16 protein-coding genes are annotated in these 16,615 nt (G+C 36.1%); 4 read left to right on the forward strand and 12 right to left on the reverse strand.

From position 1 onward, the window contains the following. Positions 1 to 239: 239 nt before the first annotated feature. Both MHH87_RS15715 and MHH87_RS15720 read right to left on the reverse strand, forming a co-directional pair. Positions 240 to 482 carry a spore protein Tlp gene (locus MHH87_RS15715; protein ID WP_340750170.1) on the reverse strand — a complete coding sequence of 81 codons (243 nt, stop codon included), beginning with the start codon at positions 480 to 482 and terminating at the stop codon, positions 240 to 242. A 253-nt stretch (positions 483 to 735) separates the two neighbouring features. After that, entirely contained in the window at positions 736 to 1,131 is a 396-nt protein-coding gene (locus MHH87_RS15720) for a VOC family protein (protein WP_340750171.1), read from the reverse strand. Positions 1,132 to 1,795: 664 nt separating this feature from the next. On the opposite strand from MHH87_RS15720, the gene MHH87_RS15725 reads away from it, so the two are divergent. Beyond that, positions 1,796 to 1,939 carry a hypothetical protein gene (locus tag MHH87_RS15725; protein WP_340750172.1) on the forward strand — a complete coding sequence of 48 codons (144 nt, stop codon included), beginning with the start codon at positions 1,796 to 1,798 and terminating at the stop codon, positions 1,937 to 1,939. Positions 1,940 to 1,988: 49 nt separating this feature from the next. Further along, the gene (locus MHH87_RS15730) at positions 1,989 to 2,168 is read left to right on the forward strand and encodes a transposase domain-containing protein (protein WP_340750173.1); all 180 of its coding nucleotides are present in this window, start codon (positions 1,989 to 1,991) and stop codon (positions 2,166 to 2,168) included. A gap of 219 nt (positions 2,169 to 2,387) precedes the next feature. On the opposite strand, the gene MHH87_RS15735 is transcribed toward MHH87_RS15730, so the two are convergent. The 4 genes from MHH87_RS15735 to MHH87_RS15750 are packed head-to-tail and all read right to left on the reverse strand — an operon-like array spanning position 2,388 to position 6,006. Continuing rightward, the gene (locus MHH87_RS15735; protein ID WP_340750174.1) at positions 2,388 to 3,110 is read right to left on the reverse strand and encodes an IucA/IucC family C-terminal-domain containing protein; all 723 of its coding nucleotides are present in this window, start codon (positions 3,108 to 3,110) and stop codon (positions 2,388 to 2,390) included. After that, positions 3,111 to 3,923: an ABC transporter ATP-binding protein gene (locus MHH87_RS15740; RefSeq protein WP_340750175.1), complete on the reverse strand. Its 813-nt coding sequence runs from the start codon at positions 3,921 to 3,923 to the stop codon at positions 3,111 to 3,113. Positions 3,924 to 3,949: 26 nt separating this feature from the next. Continuing rightward, the gene (locus MHH87_RS15745) at positions 3,950 to 5,005 is read right to left on the reverse strand and encodes a FecCD family ABC transporter permease (protein ID WP_340750176.1); all 1,056 of its coding nucleotides are present in this window, start codon (positions 5,003 to 5,005) and stop codon (positions 3,950 to 3,952) included. Continuing rightward, a complete protein-coding gene (locus tag MHH87_RS15750; RefSeq protein ID WP_340750177.1) occupies positions 5,002 to 6,006 on the reverse strand; it encodes a FecCD family ABC transporter permease in 1,005 nt (334 codons plus the stop codon). Before MHH87_RS15750 ends, MHH87_RS15745 begins: the two co-directional genes overlap by 4 nt. A gap of 190 nt (positions 6,007 to 6,196) precedes the next feature. Here MHH87_RS15750 and MHH87_RS15755 point away from each other — a divergent pair, with 190 nt between their 5' ends. Then, complete coding sequence (locus MHH87_RS15755; protein WP_340750178.1) at positions 6,197 to 7,180, forward strand: ABC transporter substrate-binding protein; 984 nt, start codon at positions 6,197 to 6,199, stop codon at positions 7,178 to 7,180. Positions 7,181 to 7,750: 570 nt separating this feature from the next. Here the strand turns inward: MHH87_RS15755 and MHH87_RS15760 are convergent. From MHH87_RS15760 to rlmD, 5 genes are all read right to left on the reverse strand, one after another. Beyond that, positions 7,751 to 9,028, reverse strand: a complete 1,278-nt coding sequence (locus MHH87_RS15760) for an MFS transporter (RefSeq protein ID WP_340750179.1) — start codon at positions 9,026 to 9,028, stop codon at positions 7,751 to 7,753. Between the two features lie 721 nt (positions 9,029 to 9,749). Then, a complete protein-coding gene (locus MHH87_RS15765) occupies positions 9,750 to 10,730 on the reverse strand; it encodes a tRNA dihydrouridine synthase (protein ID WP_340750180.1) in 981 nt (326 codons plus the stop codon). Between the two features lie 394 nt (positions 10,731 to 11,124). Next, a complete protein-coding gene (locus MHH87_RS15770; RefSeq protein ID WP_340750181.1) occupies positions 11,125 to 12,921 on the reverse strand; it encodes a DUF262 domain-containing protein in 1,797 nt (598 codons plus the stop codon). A gap of 3 nt (positions 12,922 to 12,924) precedes the next feature. Next, positions 12,925 to 14,229 (reverse strand): DUF262 domain-containing protein, encoded by a 1,305-nt coding sequence (locus tag MHH87_RS15775; RefSeq protein ID WP_340750182.1) that lies wholly within the window; start codon positions 14,227 to 14,229, stop codon positions 12,925 to 12,927. A 248-nt stretch (positions 14,230 to 14,477) separates the two neighbouring features. After that, complete coding sequence (gene rlmD, locus MHH87_RS15780) at positions 14,478 to 15,842, reverse strand: 23S rRNA (uracil(1939)-C(5))-methyltransferase RlmD (protein WP_340750183.1); 1,365 nt, start codon at positions 15,840 to 15,842, stop codon at positions 14,478 to 14,480. A 205-nt stretch (positions 15,843 to 16,047) separates the two neighbouring features. Between rlmD and MHH87_RS15785 the strand changes: the two genes are divergently transcribed. Then, a complete protein-coding gene (locus tag MHH87_RS15785) occupies positions 16,048 to 16,422 on the forward strand; it encodes a hypothetical protein (protein WP_340750184.1) in 375 nt (124 codons plus the stop codon). 76 nt (positions 16,423 to 16,498) lie between these two features. Here MHH87_RS15785 and cydS read toward each other — a convergent pair whose 3' ends face one another. Continuing rightward, on the reverse strand, positions 16,499 to 16,603 hold the full coding sequence (cydS, locus tag MHH87_RS18960; protein WP_445683106.1) for a cytochrome bd oxidase small subunit CydS: 105 nt from the start codon (positions 16,601 to 16,603) through the stop codon (positions 16,499 to 16,501). Positions 16,604 to 16,615: the final 12 nt, after the last annotated feature.

A 16,615-nucleotide genomic window follows, 5' to 3' on the forward strand; every position in this document is an offset into this window, starting at 1 on the left:
TGCCTAGACAATATTAAAAAGTGATCCTTTCTTATCCACTAAAAAAAATAGAGTTATACCTAGTAGATAGGTCAACTCTAATTTTTTATGTTGATAAATGGTTTGCTTATCTCGTTTGCTCCTTAGTGTAAACATTTTGGTAAAATTAATTTTATAAACACCCGTGAAGCTTAACATCACCATTATTAAAAACGGGTGTGACAAGTAAGAAAAGACTTTCGTCACACCCTCTAGGATACCTATTTAAAACTGTTTTTTCGAGCTACTGCTGCCGCTTCGTCTCTCTTTTGCTTTTTCATTATGTCTATCGAGTGTTCACGTCGCTCATTTTTTTCCTCTAGGTTTTCGAGTTCTTCAGGACCAGCAAATTCCATACTGATTTCTGCTTCTTGAATATTCTTTTTCGTATTTTCAATCATACGTTCCAAACTTAATGCATTAGTAGATTTGCGATCAATTTCTTGATTCTTTTGATTCGACATTCATGGACCTCCTTATTCATTTTTTTCAAATTACGGTATTAGTTTGTTTTTCTCTGTACAATTTATACCGTAATGAAATATGAAAAAAAAGGATTCAAATTTCTGCTCTGCACCAAACTCTGTACTTGACAGCACATTCCACTCCAGGCGGACGCTTTCCGTTCCATGTGCCTATAAAGTAGTACACTTTCTTTTAAAGTACAGAACATTTTTTTGGTAAAGACCCCAAATTTACGAATAATTTCTCGGCACTCTATTTTGCATTCACATCTGGTTGGTGAATTCCTATTACATTTCCTTCAGTATCATTATAATATCCTTGCCAAGCCATGCCGGGTAAGGCGTATTTCGGCAATGCTACTTTGCCTCCGTTGTCCAAAATTTTCTGTTCGGTCAAATCGTAATCTCCTACGCCCATTGTACAAACGAAGCCATTCATCCTCTGATTTACTTCTGGTGGAGGACCTTGTCGTTGCATTAAGGCACCATCGATTCCAGGTTCATTTTTATCCCCTGTTACTGCTCCATAGTAAGGCAATCCTGCATAATCACTCCAATCTTCGAATGACCATCCGAATACCTCTCCGTAAAACTTCTTGGCACGTTCCATGTCATCTACATGAATTTCAAAATGAACTAATCTTCCCATTGTTACCTCCTAATTATTAAAAGTTTTCAAAAAATACCTATAAATTATCTAGTATGTGTTCAAAAATGATTTACACCAATCGTCAGTTCGAATAGATGGCAAGGAAGCCAGATCCAATGGCAGTGTTTCAATTCGGATACTCTTCGTAATTGCCATGGTTTATTCTCGTTTCGATTCGCTTTTGGAATATCGCTGCATGCCAATACCAAGGAGGATACTTTTACTGTCAGGTTGTCAGCCATTTACTTCCCTAAACCTAAGTTTGCTCCGGTTATTAGGATGAACTTGTCTTTCATTTTAGCCACTATTAACTACTTCTATGTCCCTCCAAAATATACCTGCTTATTCCATTAAGGCCACCACTTAATTTAATAAGTAAAAAATCTGTTTTTACTCTTTATACTAACTGCAACCATGCAACCGCTTTACAGAAAGCAGCGTGTGTATGGCAACACATGGTCGATCGCTCGGTTTAACACCTTCTTTTGAAAAAATGCCACAGTAAATTTTAGTTCTATATACAAACGTCTATTCTTTTCTGTTCATTAGTTTATTTTGTTTCGAAAATCGAATCTTTTACAAACACTCTCTTTAGAATAGAAGTAATCATTCAGAATAAAACCTACTTTACTGAGCACATTAGACTTTAGGAGGTGAAGATGTCATGGCAAAGAAAGGTAAAACAAGCTTCAAGAAGAAAAAGAAAGAAAGTAATAACAACAAAAACAACAATCGCGAAGAGTATTCAGCCGAATTTAATCAAGTTATTCACAATAACGTTCAACAACAAAACCAACAAAATCAGTAAAACAGCGTGAAAAAAATGGCTTTATTCTGTAAGTGAGGCCGATGCAAAAGTGAACTCCATTTGTTTGAGTATCGTAGAAACAGCCAAAAGTAATGGCGTTGATTTCTACAAATATATAAAGAACCTTTTTACAGACCTACCAAATCTGAGCACCCACCAAAACCCTGAAATATTATATGAATACATGCCCTGGTCAAAATCGATTCATGCAGCATGTAGCACAAAATAAAATAAGCCGTATATTCGATTGATAACATCGTTATATACGGCTATTTGTAATACGTACTGGAAAGGTGCACTTATTTTTTTATAATTTTGGCTTACATGAAAAGCAAAGTTTAATGACAAAAAACAACTTACAAAATTATCGACAGAGGGTGCGTTTATAAAATAAAAAGATAAAAAATAGACCGTTTTTAGTTGTCTAGCTTTTATCTTTTTACTGTAATTACTTAGAAATACGTGGACATGTCTTACAATACTTTTGACTTTTGGTTAAATGAGAATAACAGCAAGTAATTCTATTCCTACATATAGTTCTTACCTCTCCTTTATAATATCTTGCTAAAGGATTTTCACTATAATCCCCAAAAAGCTTACTCGATGGGGATGAAATAATATATTGAAAGTCTTCCTGTGCACGTTTTACAATATTTCGAGAAATTTCTTCCTCTAGTATGACCGTTTCATACAACCAAAAAATATAAACTGCAATATTTTCCCATAAAACTAACTTCGACACTTTCGTAACATTAGATAGAATATCAAGTATTGGCGATATGTGTTCTTTAAAAAGAAGCTCTATACAACTTGCTCGCCATTCCTGTCGATTCCCTTCGAGAGCTTGCACTTCTAAATGGTGAAAGTAGAAGAAAGGAAGCCAAATTTCATTACTATCTTTAGTTTCTAAAGAGACATTATCAAAAGAGATATTTAATCTTTTATTATTAGTCATTGTATACAAATAAATAACAGACAAAAATGCATATCTTTTTATAAAAATAGACGCCGCTACTTTTATATTAGTTGCCCCAATGTTTCGCTGAAGGGCAACTATATATTCCTTTAAGTATGATTCATCCAAGAGTTTTGTCGTTTCAATTGAAAGAGAAGCGTTCATTTTTTCTGTAGTCAAACGTAATTTACGGAGCTTATCGAGATTTAAATCCAATTAAACTCCTACTTCCTTTAGAATGCATCTTCCCTTACCAAATGGAATACATAATGGCGTACCAAACAGAGGATCTTTTGTAATCTGACAATCCATACCAAACACATGCTTTACTAAAGAACAGCTAATAATACTCTCAGGTTTACCCTGCGCATAGATTTCCCGATCCTTAATCGCAACAATATTTTCCGCATATCTGCATGCTAAATTTAAATCGTGTAGCACCATTACTATCGTTCGTTTCTCTTTTTCGTTTAGTTCATAAAGTAAATCAAGAATCTCAATTTGATGTGTCATATCAAGATAAGTAGTTGGCTCATCCAATAGGATAATGTCTGTATCTTGAGCTAATGTCATGGCAATCCATGCTCTTTGACGTTGCCCTCCGGATAAAGAATCCACCGGTCGATCTTTTAGGCCTTCAATACCTGTTGCTCTTAAGGCATTCAACACTTTTTCTTCATCTTCCTCTGTCCATTGCTTTAACCATGTTTGGTAAGGATATCTTCCTTGCTTCACTAATTGAAGCACAGTTAATCCTTCAGGGGCAATTGGAGATTGTGGAAGAATAGACATTTGTTTCGCAACATCCTTAGTGGACATTTTAGATATCGCGCTTCCTTCTAGCAATACTGCTCCATTTTTTGGCTTTAACAATCGAGCAATTGAACGAAGAAGTGTTGATTTTCCACACCCATTACCACCAATGAAAACAGTAATTTCCCCTTTTGGTATTTGAAGATTTAAATCATCTATAATAATACTCTCCCCATACGAGAGGGTTAAATTTTGTGTCTCAATCACTTGTTTCATTTCAATACACTCCTTCCATTGACGCATTATGCATTCCTTGTTTTAAATAATAAATAAATAAAATAAGGTGCTCCTATTCCTGCCGTAAATACACCCGCAGGGATTTCCAAAGGAGAAAACATCGTTCTTCCGATTAAATCAGCCAACATAACCAATATTCCACCGATTAATGCTGACACAGGTAAAAGTGCTCCAAATGACGAGCCTACTAACCTTCTTGCCATATGAGGAGCCATTAAACCGACGAATCCGATACCACCCGCAAATGCTACAGCCCCTCCTACAAGAGCAGTACTTATTAATAATAAGAAGAATCGTTGTCGTTGAATACGTCCTCCCACTCCTGTAGCTATATCATCTCCAAGCTCTAAAATATTTATATTCTTCACCGTAAAGAAAGCAATCGTAACAAAAATAATCGTCCATGGCACTAATATAGCTACATTATTCCAACTAGAACCATAAACAGTACCAGTAATCCATATATTCGCCTGACTCGCCCTATAAATAGGTCCCATAATCATCATCAGTGTAGTTAATGCTTGCATGAGAGCTGAAACTCCTATTCCAATAAGCACTATTCTTATAGGAGATACGCCGTTTTTCCAAGCTAGAATGTATACCAGTAGTGCAATTACCCCGGCTCCAACAAATGCAGCTAGAGGTAACCATTTAATACTTACTGTCAGAGAATTATTTGTATCACTAAAAATGGACAAAAAACTAACAACAGCCACGGATGCTCCACCCGTTATTCCTAAAATGTCTGGCGAAGCCAAAGGGTTTCGAATCATTCCTTGTAGGATTCCACCTGCCACTGCTAAACCTATCCCCACCATTAATGCAACAATAATTCTAGGCAAACGAAAGGATTGGACTACAAGCTGTTCCATATCGCTTCCGCCACCAAAAAGAACGTTCAAGACGGTTAAAGGGCTTAATTTCATATCACCGAGACCTGTGCTGACGATAAAAACAACACCTGTTATTACTAGAAAACTTATTAATACGAATATAGCTTTTTTATCTAATAAAAAGGATACTTTTCCTTTCAACTTCCTAAAACTTTTATATTGATTCATCGTGCATTAAACCCCTTTCTTGCAATGTAGATGAAGAATGGAGTCCCTATAATAGCAGTCATTACTCCTACAGGAACCTCTTGTGGCATAATGACATATCTAGCCAATATATCTGCTACAAGTAACAAAATTCCTCCTAGAACACCTGAAAAAGGTATAAGCCAACGATGATCGATACCAACAAGAAATCTAGTAAGATGTGGAATCACAATACCAACAAAGCCAATTGGTCCCGCAATAGCTACCGATCCTCCGGCTAATAGTATGACGATAATAGCAACTATGATTTTTAACGAACCAGTATTCACCCCTAGCCCTTTGGCAACATCTTCTCCCATAGATAGAATATTCATTTTAGAAGCTATAAAAATTGATCCTAACCAACCTAACAGTAAATATGGTAAAACATTTAAAAGTACTTCCATCTTTCTACCTTCAACAGATCCAGCTAGCCAAAATAGCACCTGCTCAAAAGCAGCTTCATTAATGACAAGAAATCCTTGTGTAAAAGAAGCAAACATAGCTGACATGGCGGCTCCAGCTAAAGTTAATTTCATTGGTGTAAGTCCATCTCTTCCTACTGAACCAATAGTATAAACGGAAATTGCTGCTACAGCCGCTCCTAAAAATGATATCCAAGTGAATGCTTGAAGATTACCTACCGAGAATAGAGTAACTGCTAATACTACTGCAAATCCGGCTCCAGCATTCACACCAAAAATCCCAGGCGATGCAAGTGGATTTTTCGTAAGAGTTTGCATCAAGACTCCACAAATGGCTAAGCTACTTCCAACAGCAACTGCTATTAGAGCCCGTGGCAATCTAACTGTTTCAATTACGATATGTTCATTGGACCCATTATTAAATTGAAAAGCATCTAGTACCATCTTCCATGATGTTTGTGTATATCCGTACACAATACTTGCGCACATTAATAAGACTAAAATAGAAACGACAATGATTAGACCAAGTAGTCTTTGCGTATTTGTTTTTAATAACATAACAGTAACCTTCCTAGGATCCGTAAAATAAACACTATTTACCCCATAGTCTATTGCATGTTAAAAAGAGTGTCAATGAGTTTGATAATCATTTTCAAATAAGTTGTTGACATAAATTAATTAGAGAACTATTATAAATTTTGTACTGAAAATGATTATCATTAACATTTAAATTTAGGAGGCAAGCTTCATGAAGAATATTAAAAGGTTTTGCGCTATTATTTCAATATTTTCTTTATTGCTATTAGCAGCGTGCGGACAAACGAAAGAAGACACTACTACAACAGGTAAAGAAAACCAAGAAGACACAAGCTATACAGTAGAACATGCAATGGGTACTACAACGCTTAAAAAAACACCTGAAAAGGTTGTAATTCTTACTAACGAAGGTACGGAAGCCCTACTAGCTTTAGGAGTAACACCTGTTGGTGCTGTTCAATCTTGGCTAGGCGATCCTTGGTATGACCACATCAGTGATAAGATGAATGACGTAGAAGTTGTAGGCGTAGAGCAAGAGGTAAATTTAGAAAAGATAGCTGCATTGAAACCCGATTTAATTATAGGAAATAAATTACGTCAAGAAGCTGTTTACGAACAGTTAAGTGCAATTGCCCCAACTGTATTTTCTGAAACATTACGAGGCGATTGGAAAGAAAACTTTACATTATACGCTAAGGCATTAAACCTTGAAGAAAAAGGTGTTGAAGTATTAGGTCAATTTGATGCACATCTTGAAGAAGTAAAACAAAGTCTAGGTGATAAAGTTGACCAAGAAATTTCTGTTGTACGCTTCATGGCAGGAACATCTAGAATTTATTATACAGACTCGTTCTCTGGAGTTATTTTTGATCAATTAGGATTTAAACGTACTGCACAGCAAACTGAACTTTTTGCTGCGGATAGCAAGCTTGGTAATTTAGCTATTGAGGTAGGGAAAGAAGTTATTCCAAAAATGGATGGGGACGTACTTTTCTATTTCACATATGCACCACAAGGTGATCAAGCTGCCCTAGATACTGCCACAGAATGGACGAATGACCCTCTTTGGAAAAATTTAAATGCTGTAAAAAGCGGTAATGTTTTTGAGGTAAGTGATGCTATTTGGAATACAGCAGGTGGTGTTTTAGCAGCAAATATTATGTTAGATGAAATTGAAGATATCTTTAGTAAATAATAATATATTTAAAGATAAAAGAAGAATTAATAGATAACAAAATTAGCGCTCATCAGGTTAAGAAAACTAAAGTTGATGAGAAGACTCAGTAATGTGTAAATGAAAATTATGCGGTCCTTCTACGAAAAAAACTAAAGGATGTTCTAACCCTAGAAGAGTTAACGCAGAAAATTCTTCATTATAACCAATAAGACCCTATAAGATAGACCTTTTTAAAGTGTCTATCTTATAGGGCCTTTTTTATATTATCTATACTTGCCTTTAAATTATTGCGCCATCTAATTTACCTATACATTTTTTAATTTTTTTTAAGGAAGTTCGGTCACTCTTCATGCGTTACGCCTAAATTACCAAAACGAATTCTTCCCTTGAGAATCCGTTCTGGAATAAGTTTGCTAACTCCAACTACGCGACTGCTTCAACAGTGTATGGAGTGTTTGTGGCAACACAGATGAGCTGGTGAGTTGATGCAAAACGATTGGTCAACTTAGAATCATGCACTTTAATTTCCTGAAAATTCATTTCAACAATAGCTCCCATTCAAGAAACATCACTCTTTAATTATACTATTTAAGAAATGTGGCTATTCGTTTTATGCTCTGCTCCCTGACGCTTTTCTCTATATAAAATCACTCCGATCAAGCCAATGATGGAGAAGAGAACTGGCGTGAAGAAACCATAGTAGTATCCCTCAACTAGACTACCTGAAGTAGATTGAAAATGATCCAATATATAGCCAAAAATGATCGGCAGCAATACAGCACTTAGAAAGCCACCCGTATTTGCAAACCCCGATACAATGCCCGATTCCGTTAAAGGAAAAGATTGACGTACAGCTGCAAAAGTTAATGCACTGGCCCCATATCCAAAGCCAATGATAAAGAAAAGTATTATTAGCAAAAAGAGTGACGGATACCCTTTAAATAATACGAAAGTAAACCACCCCACTAAAACAGTGATTTGAACGACAATATATGGCCTTTTAATTGTTTCTAACCGACTTGAAATCCAACTAGCTAGAGGTGCTCCAATAAGTGCCCCGATAAGACCGATCATAATCAGCTGGCTTGCATCTGAACGGGTCGTTTCATACATCTTCATCCCATATGGTACTGCCCACGAACTGATAAACCCTACATATCCGCCGACAACCCCAAAATGGCAAAAGAATAACGCCCATGCTTGCCGATTTGAAAATATTCTTCGTAATAATACGGATGTTTTTTCACGTCGTACTTCTTCTATTATAATTATCGGTTCTTCCACAAAGATTCGTTTTGTTTTTTTTACAAGGACAAAATACAAGAGAACGCCACATATACATAATAGTAGTCCCGCTGAGAAAAATGTTGCCCTCCAACCAAATAACTGGATCCAAGTAGAGAAAGGGACCGTCGCCAATAAGAAACCAAGACTTCCTGTCATACCCGCCAGACCAATTAATCGAACAAATTCCCTTGTATGAAACCATTGAGCCAAAATTAGCACCATATTAACCCATATGGTGGCATCCCCTATACCCGTTAGTATTCTGGCAAAAAACAGGACGAATTCATGTGTACCAAGACTATAAATGATTGTACCTAAACCTGTAAGTGTGGCACCAATAATTAGAAAAAAGTTGGGGCCAAAACGATCCGCCAAAATCCCCATCGGAATTTGCAAAATGGTGTATACAAAAAATTGTATACTCGTCAATAATCCAATCGTTGATGCTGTTACTTGAAAATCCCTCATCAATTGGTCTGTAATCAATCCTGGAGCAGTTCGTTGACTCGCCATTAACAAATAAGTAAATAATACAGAAACAAATACAACCCATCTGTATTTGCTATTTTGTTTGTCCAAAGATTTCTACTCCCATTAGCTTTTATTCTATATATATGAATTTCATGTAACAATAAAAACCTGTTTGCCAAAGTAGTTTTATGATTTGAGTTGGGTCGGAAAAACTTTTGTCCGGTGAAATCCATCATTTTAACTACCGATGAAGTAATATTAGTGAGTCAATACGTTAGTTTCGAAATTCTTCAACTTATTTTCTGGCTCTACACCAAAATCTGAACTTGACAGCACATTCCACTCCAGACGGTCGCTTTCCGCGGGCGTGGCTTGAGCCTCCTCGGGCCAACACGATGTTGGTCACGAAGGCGTTGCCACAGGACGTGGCGTTCTTAGCCTTCGTTCCTAAACGCGTCGTGCGGGGTCTCAAGGCTCACGCTTTTGCCGCAGGAAGCTTTGCTCTGTAGCGAAAGGCGAATGCCGTCAGCTACACTCGCCGCCTTCCATTCCATGTGCTTATAAAGTTGTACACTTTCTTTTAAAGTAAAGCACATGTTTTGGTAAATACCTTATTTTCTTCATGTTTCAATACCCTCAACAACAAAAAAACGAATTCTTTTTTTAGAATTCTTTCTTTAAATTTATTAGACTAACTCCAACCAAGCAACAGCTTCACAATGTGTAGAGTGTATGTGGTAACATATGTGGTGCTGGTGGGTTCAATACCGCATTCATTCCTGCCAATTTATTGCTTAATAAGCTCTAACTTTTTTGCGGTTACATCATTCTACCGTCCGTCATCAATCAACATTGTTGCTTCAAAATTATCAAGCAATGTACGTACTTCATCCGTTGATTTCGTGTTCATCAATTGATTTCTTAATTCACTTGCCCCACGGAATCCTTTGACATATATTTTGAAGAAGCGATGAAGTGCTGTAACTGAACGTGGCAATTCTTCAGAGTATTTGTCTTGAAGATCAAGTTGCAGTCTCAAAAGATCAAGGTATTCCGCACTGCTATGCTCTTTCGGCTCTTTTTCAAAGGCAAACGGATTTTTAAAAATACCGCGCCCTATCATCACGCCATCAATACCATATTGTTCAGCAAGCTGCAGCCCAGTTTGACGATCAGGAATGTCACCATTGATTGTTAATAGCGTATTTGGTGCAATTTCATCACGCAATTTCTTAATTTCCGGAATAAGCTCCCAGTGCGCATCTACTTGACTCATTTCTTTTCTTGTACGTAAATGAATAGAAAGGTTCGCTATATCTTGTTTCAAAATATGCGTTAGCCACTCTTTCCACTCGTCGACGTCCTTATAGCCAAGTCGAGTTTTTACACTGACAGGTAGTCCTCCCGCTTTTGCTGCTTGAATAAGTTCTGCCGCAACTTCAGGATGTAGAATAAGGCCGCTACCTTTCCCTCTCGTTGCTACATTCGGTACAGGACATCCCATATTAATATCCACGCCTTTAAAGCCTAGCTCTGCCATCCCGATACTCATTTCACGGAAATATTCTGGATTGTCCCCCCAAATATGTGCAACCATTGGCTGTTCATCTTCTGTAAAAAGCAAACGTCCTCGCACACTTTTCCGCCCCTCTGGATGACAATAGCTATCCGAGTTTGTAAACTCCGTGAAAAATACATCTGGTCTACCTGCTTTACTTACGACATGACGAAACACAACGTCCGTCACATCTTCCATTGGTGCAAGTACAAAAAATGGTTTCGGTAAATCGTTCCAAAAATTTTCTTTCATTTTTAAATTCAAATCCTCTCACTATGGATACAACTTCAAACTCTCGATCAAAAAAATATAAATCCAAATGTTCCACTTCTTTTACACTTATATCATGCTTAATAACTTATTATCAAACACAAGTACCTTTATAAGTTGTAAAAACTATTGTGAAAATCAGCAATGTTTATTTTAACGAAAATCGATCCTGAATGGTATTTTTATAAACAAAAAAGCAGATGGTATAGATTTTTTCTATACCCACTGCTTTTCTATTATACTAACTCCAACCAAGCCACCGCTTCACAATGTGGTGAGTGCTGATGGTGGTGCAAAATTTAAAAATGGATGTAGTAGAGTCACCTAATAAAAAAATATATTGCTTGGACAATAAAACGAAATTTATATACCATAATTACTTTGAAAGTTCATTACTTAAGATATTAAACATTTCATCCTTATGTTTTTCTGAAACTTCCTGATCCCATTTGCCACCATTTAAAATCATCATTTGATCCATGATTTTTAACTTAAGACTTTGCTGTATAACACTAGAATACGAATTTACTTTTGAATTTGGTAGTAAGTTTGAGAACTTCGAATTTCCAGAAACCGTAATCAAAGCCAAATTCCCAAAAGCATTCAAATCATTTTGTCCCCATTTTAAAGTTCGTTCTCCTTCTACCGGATTCTGTGGGTGAAAATGTTCGATAGAATTTCTAAATTGAAATTGCCAGTCATCTTTGAATGGTGAAATTATTAGCTTTTTTTTATACGAATAGCCATCTCTATATAGAACATAATCTAAATAAGTAAACACAATTCGCTCAAAATTAAATCCACTTGCACTTTCATACTTAGATGATTTTATTTTATCTTTACAGTACTTCTCTAATATTTCAATTAGATTACTACCCTTATCATCCATTACATCTTTTAATGCCAATGAAATCCAATGCATCGTTTTTGGTGAAGTGTACGTAATACGTAAGCAAGATTGTAAGGTTCTTAGGTGCTTATTTTTATTATCTTCTCCATTAAAAGTCCCAACATAGGTAGGTCTCCAACTCCGATTTCCATCTTTATAGGATTTAAGCCGTTGCAACGACCATTTCCCCTGTTCTTTATAGTCTTTTACAAATTCCCTCTTAATAATAAATCGGTCAAATAAGACCCTACATTTTAATAAACTAAATAAAAAGTGTTTGGAATTCTCTTCACTATCCCAGTTATTTCTTAGGTTCACTAGAAAATTCTTATCATCCAGCATAGACTCGTCTTCCGCATCTTTTGAAATTACCTTATTTACTTGTAAAATAAAATTAGGAAATGAGATAATCGATTCAAATCGCTCATTTTCTTCAAATGTCTGTGAATCTTCGTTTTTGGTAAGTTTACCATCAGTTAGAATTTCCAACAATGTCTTGGTACCTTCAGTTGTTAAATCCGCTTGTTTAGTAAGCATTTTATCCCGAGCTTTGTCAAAGGTATCAATTTGTAAATCCAACATAGTCCAATCTCTTAAAAAAAGTTCAGCTCTCGTTTTTAAATCAAAATTCATTTGTATATAGCTGTCCATGTTAGCGCAAGCATCCCAAATAAGTGAGCCAGCTTTCTTATCCTCTTTTGTTTTCAACTTACTTAATAACTTGGCTTTGGCTATTTCATGAAACTCTAGCTGTTCTCCACGAGTATTCATAATTTCAAAATAATGATTTAAATCTATATCTTGCGGAACTTGTATTCGAATTAATTGTACGTTAGACAGTTTTTGCTTGAAGCTACTCGGATCAATCTTACTACTATTAAAGTAATCTTTAATAATATCAAAACCGCGCATCAGCTCTTCCGATTGCAATTCTTCTAGTACATTATTCATTTCTTCTGTTCCGATAATTGAAAGTGTTCGATTTGATTTTTCTCTAGCCTCAAAATATAATGAATCTTTTAATATATTTATCTCTAAATATTTTTCTAATAAATACAAGGTAGTAAGGCGCTGCTGTCCATCAATTACTTCATAAATATCCGTATCTTTTTGATTAACAATTAAAGTTCCTAAAAAATAACTGTCATTTGATGTATATATATCATCAATTAATTGTTGAATATGCGTTTCTTCCCAGGCATAATTTCTCTGATATATAGGAATTGTATACTTTACATCACTAAATATCTTTTCTATTTGTAAAATCTTTAATTTATCCTCCATGTTCTACCACCCATTTATCCTTTGTAATCGATTCCATACTTTTGCATATTTTTCTTTATCAATTACCCTCGTCACGTCTACTCGTTCAAATATAATGAAATTTAATTCATCTGGTTCTTGCATCTCACTTATTTTAGTGAAGAGATCCATGTCATAGTTAATTCTTTCGTGATATCCAATAGCATATTTATTTGTAGATTCTGGATATACAGATTTCATTATTACTCTAAGTGAATAACACCAAGTATATATTTGATTTAACACTGTATCCGTTAATTCAGCTTCACCAAATCTATCTGCAAAAAACAACAGTGTATTTTCATAAAGTTGCTTTATGTACATGTCCCCAGACCGCTTATCAGGAATTTCATCTGAGTCTTTATGAAAATCAAAAATTCTTTTTTGAATCTTCTCAAGTAAACTAGCGTAATGAAGTGTATATGCAAAAAACCTTCTCCCTGCAATGACCGGTTGGATTAATTGAAATTGGTTCAACGTTTTCGTCGCAAATATTTCCATACTTCCATTACTATTCATTTGTTCTACGTAAAGATTCGTTGCTTTATGATAAACTGCATAATTGTAAATATAGTTGTTTTTTACACCTTTGAATGCTGCGATTTTCTTACTTGAGTAATCTAAACCGTCTTTCCATTTATACCATTGTGTTAATGGATAGAGGTACAACTTAAATAACTCTTCCAACTTTTGTTGGTTTTTATTTTCCCACTCGTTAATAGCCTTTATTTTTAAACCTTCATCAGCAGTATTCATCTCTCTTAAATGATAGGACTTTAGTAAATCGTGTGGCGCTAATTCTTTACCTCGTGAATTTTGTGAATCAAAAAATTGAAAGGCTTCTTGTTCCTCATCTGTTACGATTTTTACGATTGAACATTTTTGAAGCAGATACGACATGTAATCTGTGCGTTCATTTTCTTGCAAATCGGCAACTTTTCTAAAAAGGATGTCTAAGTTATGCAAAATTGCATTTGTTGAAAGCGAACTATACCGTTCATTGAGCAAGCCTTTTTCCTTCTCGTCAAGACAATAAAGTAAAATCGATAATGTTGTGAGACGTTGTTGCCCATCCACAATATAATAAGTTTCACCCTCCTTATGGAGGATAACTGATCCTAGTCTATATTCTTCAAGTCCCTGACAATACGCATTATAAGTATCCATAAACAACGTATTGGTTGAAGCTATACTCCAACTATAAGGCCTTTGATACTCTGGAATAGCTAACTTTAAACTAAATAATTCTTTTGCAGTAACAATTGATAATTCATTTTGAATCAACCCCATATTTTCACCCTTTTACTCATTTAAAGTATTTGGCATAGCACGACATTACTATCTATATTTACATTTCAAATTGCAATAGATTAACAAAACTCAATTAAAATTTGTTGAATAAGATTCAACAAGGAATATTTTAGTATATCCACTTATAAATGTAACTATAATTCTCCTTTTTATGTACCCCATAATACAAATCGACCCATCTCATCAATTCCAGATAAGATGGGTCTCATTTTATATTGAAATAAATATTATCCTAATTCCAACCACGCGACAGCTTCACAATGTGTCGTGTGCGGGAACATGTCTACCGGCTGCACTTCCTGCGTTTTATAACCGCCGTCCTCTAAAATACGTAGATCGCGGGCGAGTGTGCCTGGGTTACATGAGACGTAAACAACGCGTTTTGGTTTTTGTTCGATAATTGTATTTAGTAGTGCTTCATCACAGCCTTTACGCGGTGGGTCAACTACTAAAACGTCTGCTTCTTTCCCTTCTGCGTACCAACGCGGGATGACTTCTTCTGCCGGTCCTGCCTCGAAATATGTGTTCGTAAAGCCGTTTAGTTCGGCGTTACGTTTTGCATCTTCAATTGCTTGAGGTACAATTTCAACCCCCATGACTAGCTTTGCTTGTTGCGCTAGGAATAATGAAATCGAGCCAATGCCGCAATACGCATCGATGACTGTTTCTGTACCTGTTAGCTGTGCATAATCAAGCGCTTGTTTATAAAGCACTTCTGTTTGCTCAGGGTTGACCTGATAAAACGAGCGCGCTGAAATTTCAAAGCGTACATTGCCAATTGTGTCTTCAATAGCATCCTTACCCCAAAGTGTCACTGTCTCGTTGCCAAAAATAACGTTTGTTTTGTCACCGTTGACGTTTTGCACGATTGACGTCACATTCGGTACAAGCTCGCGTATTTTCTCAACAGCCGCTTGTGCTTGTGGGAACTTACGTGATTTTGTGACGAGCACGACCATCACTTCATTTGTTGCACGGCCTTTACGCACTACAACGTGACGTAGCATCCCTTGATGAGATTTTTCATTATACGTACGAATCCCTAGTGTAGCTAATTCATCCTTTAATTGACCCATAATCGCATCTGCTTCGCCTGTTTGAATTAAACAGCGCTCCATATCAACAATATTATGTGACTTTGTTTTGTAGAAACCGGCAATTGCTTCCCCTGCTTCATTTTGTGCGAACGGGATTTGCGCTTTATTGCGGTAGTTCCACGGATTGTCCATACCTTTTACAGGAAGTACAGGTGCGTCGATTTTACCTAGACGTTTCATGACATTTGCCACCATGTTTTGCTTCCATTTTAACTGGCCCTCGTATGAAAGATGTTGTACTTGGCAGCCACCACACTGAGAAAAATACACACATGGTGCTTCAACACGGTCTGACGATGGCTCAAGGATTTCCACTACTTTAGCGAAACCATAATTTTTCAATGTTTTTAAAACGTGGATTTCTACTGTTTCCCCTGGCAATGCGCCTTGGATAAATAACGGATAGCCATCTATTTTTGCGACTCCGTTTCCGTCATGTGTTAAATCCTCTATATAAACTGTTGTACGATCATTTTTAGTAATTGGTGCAGTCATTTTCCGTCCTCCATTTCAATTCTTCTATTGTAGCATGTGACCGGAAAAATGCATTAACTAAACGTTTACCATTTACAATTTTGCTAAATTCCTTAAATTAAATTATTTCATCTTCCTACTATTTAAAATCATTCTTTCATATGATAATACGAGCAAACCTGCGGATTAACATTTTCCCAAATCATATGAAGGGTGTTGACTGGTAGTGGGTGCAAAATGGGTGAAAATTGCAGCTGTCTATTTCATCCTCGGAATTAGTTATGGTTTGTTTATGCACTACACGATTCAACTTCAATGGGGGGCTACACACGCCCATATTAATGTAGTTGGATGGTTATCAACAGGACTTATTGGGGTCATTTATTCAGTGTACCGTGATGCGGGTAATAGTAAGCTAGGGAAATGGCATTTTTGGTTACACAATATTGGATTACCGTTTTTATTTTTAGGGATGATGTTTATTCATATTGATGTGCCACGTTACATGATGGAAATTTGCGTATCTGGTGGCGGTATCGCATTCGCATTATCTGTGGTTTTCTTTATATTAAACGTATTCCAAAATGTAAAATCAACTTAGATTAGGGTAATATAGGTTTGCTCTTTATGAGATGATCATTTGCATGAAAAAGGTGCCCCTCGTTTGGGGCACCTTTTCATTTCTTCTTTACTAACTTATCTAGTGGTGCAGTATAAAAAGCCACAATAATCGATAAAACAACTAAAATAAACGGGGCGATGAAGATGAGAAATGTCTTCAATGGCAATCCCTC

The sequence above is a fragment of the Solibacillus sp. FSL H8-0538 genome (assembly GCF_038003525.1).
GTDB lineage: Bacteria > Bacillota > Bacilli > Bacillales_A > Planococcaceae > JBBOPI01.

Bases quoted from the DNA above. Each gene is read 5' to 3' on its own strand.
- rlmD (WP_340750183.1), bottom strand. From the start codon at position 15,842: ATGACTGCACCAATTACTAAAAATGATCGTACAACAGTTTATATAGAG.
- MHH87_RS15775 (WP_340750182.1), bottom strand. From the start codon at position 14,229: ATGGGGTTGATTCAAAATGAATTATCAATTGTTACTGCAAAAGAATTA.
- MHH87_RS15755 (WP_340750178.1), top strand. From the start codon at position 6,197: ATGAAGAATATTAAAAGGTTTTGCGCTATTATTTCAATATTTTCTTTA.
- MHH87_RS15770 (WP_340750181.1), bottom strand. From the start codon at position 12,921: ATGGAGGATAAATTAAAGATTTTACAAATAGAAAAGATATTTAGTGAT.
- MHH87_RS15765 (WP_340750180.1), bottom strand. From the start codon at position 10,730: ATGAAAGAAAATTTTTGGAACGATTTACCGAAACCATTTTTTGTACTT.
- MHH87_RS15715 (WP_340750170.1), bottom strand. From the start codon at position 482: ATGTCGAATCAAAAGAATCAAGAAATTGATCGCAAATCTACTAATGCA.
- MHH87_RS15740 (WP_340750175.1), bottom strand. From the start codon at position 3,923: ATGAAACAAGTGATTGAGACACAAAATTTAACCCTCTCGTATGGGGAG.
- MHH87_RS15720 (WP_340750171.1), bottom strand. From the start codon at position 1,131: ATGGGAAGATTAGTTCATTTTGAAATTCATGTAGATGACATGGAACGT.
- MHH87_RS15750 (WP_340750177.1), bottom strand. From the start codon at position 6,006: ATGTTATTAAAAACAAATACGCAAAGACTACTTGGTCTAATCATTGTC.
- MHH87_RS15725 (WP_340750172.1), top strand. From the start codon at position 1,796: ATGGCAAAGAAAGGTAAAACAAGCTTCAAGAAGAAAAAGAAAGAAAGT.
- MHH87_RS15745 (WP_340750176.1), bottom strand. From the start codon at position 5,005: ATGAATCAATATAAAAGTTTTAGGAAGTTGAAAGGAAAAGTATCCTTT.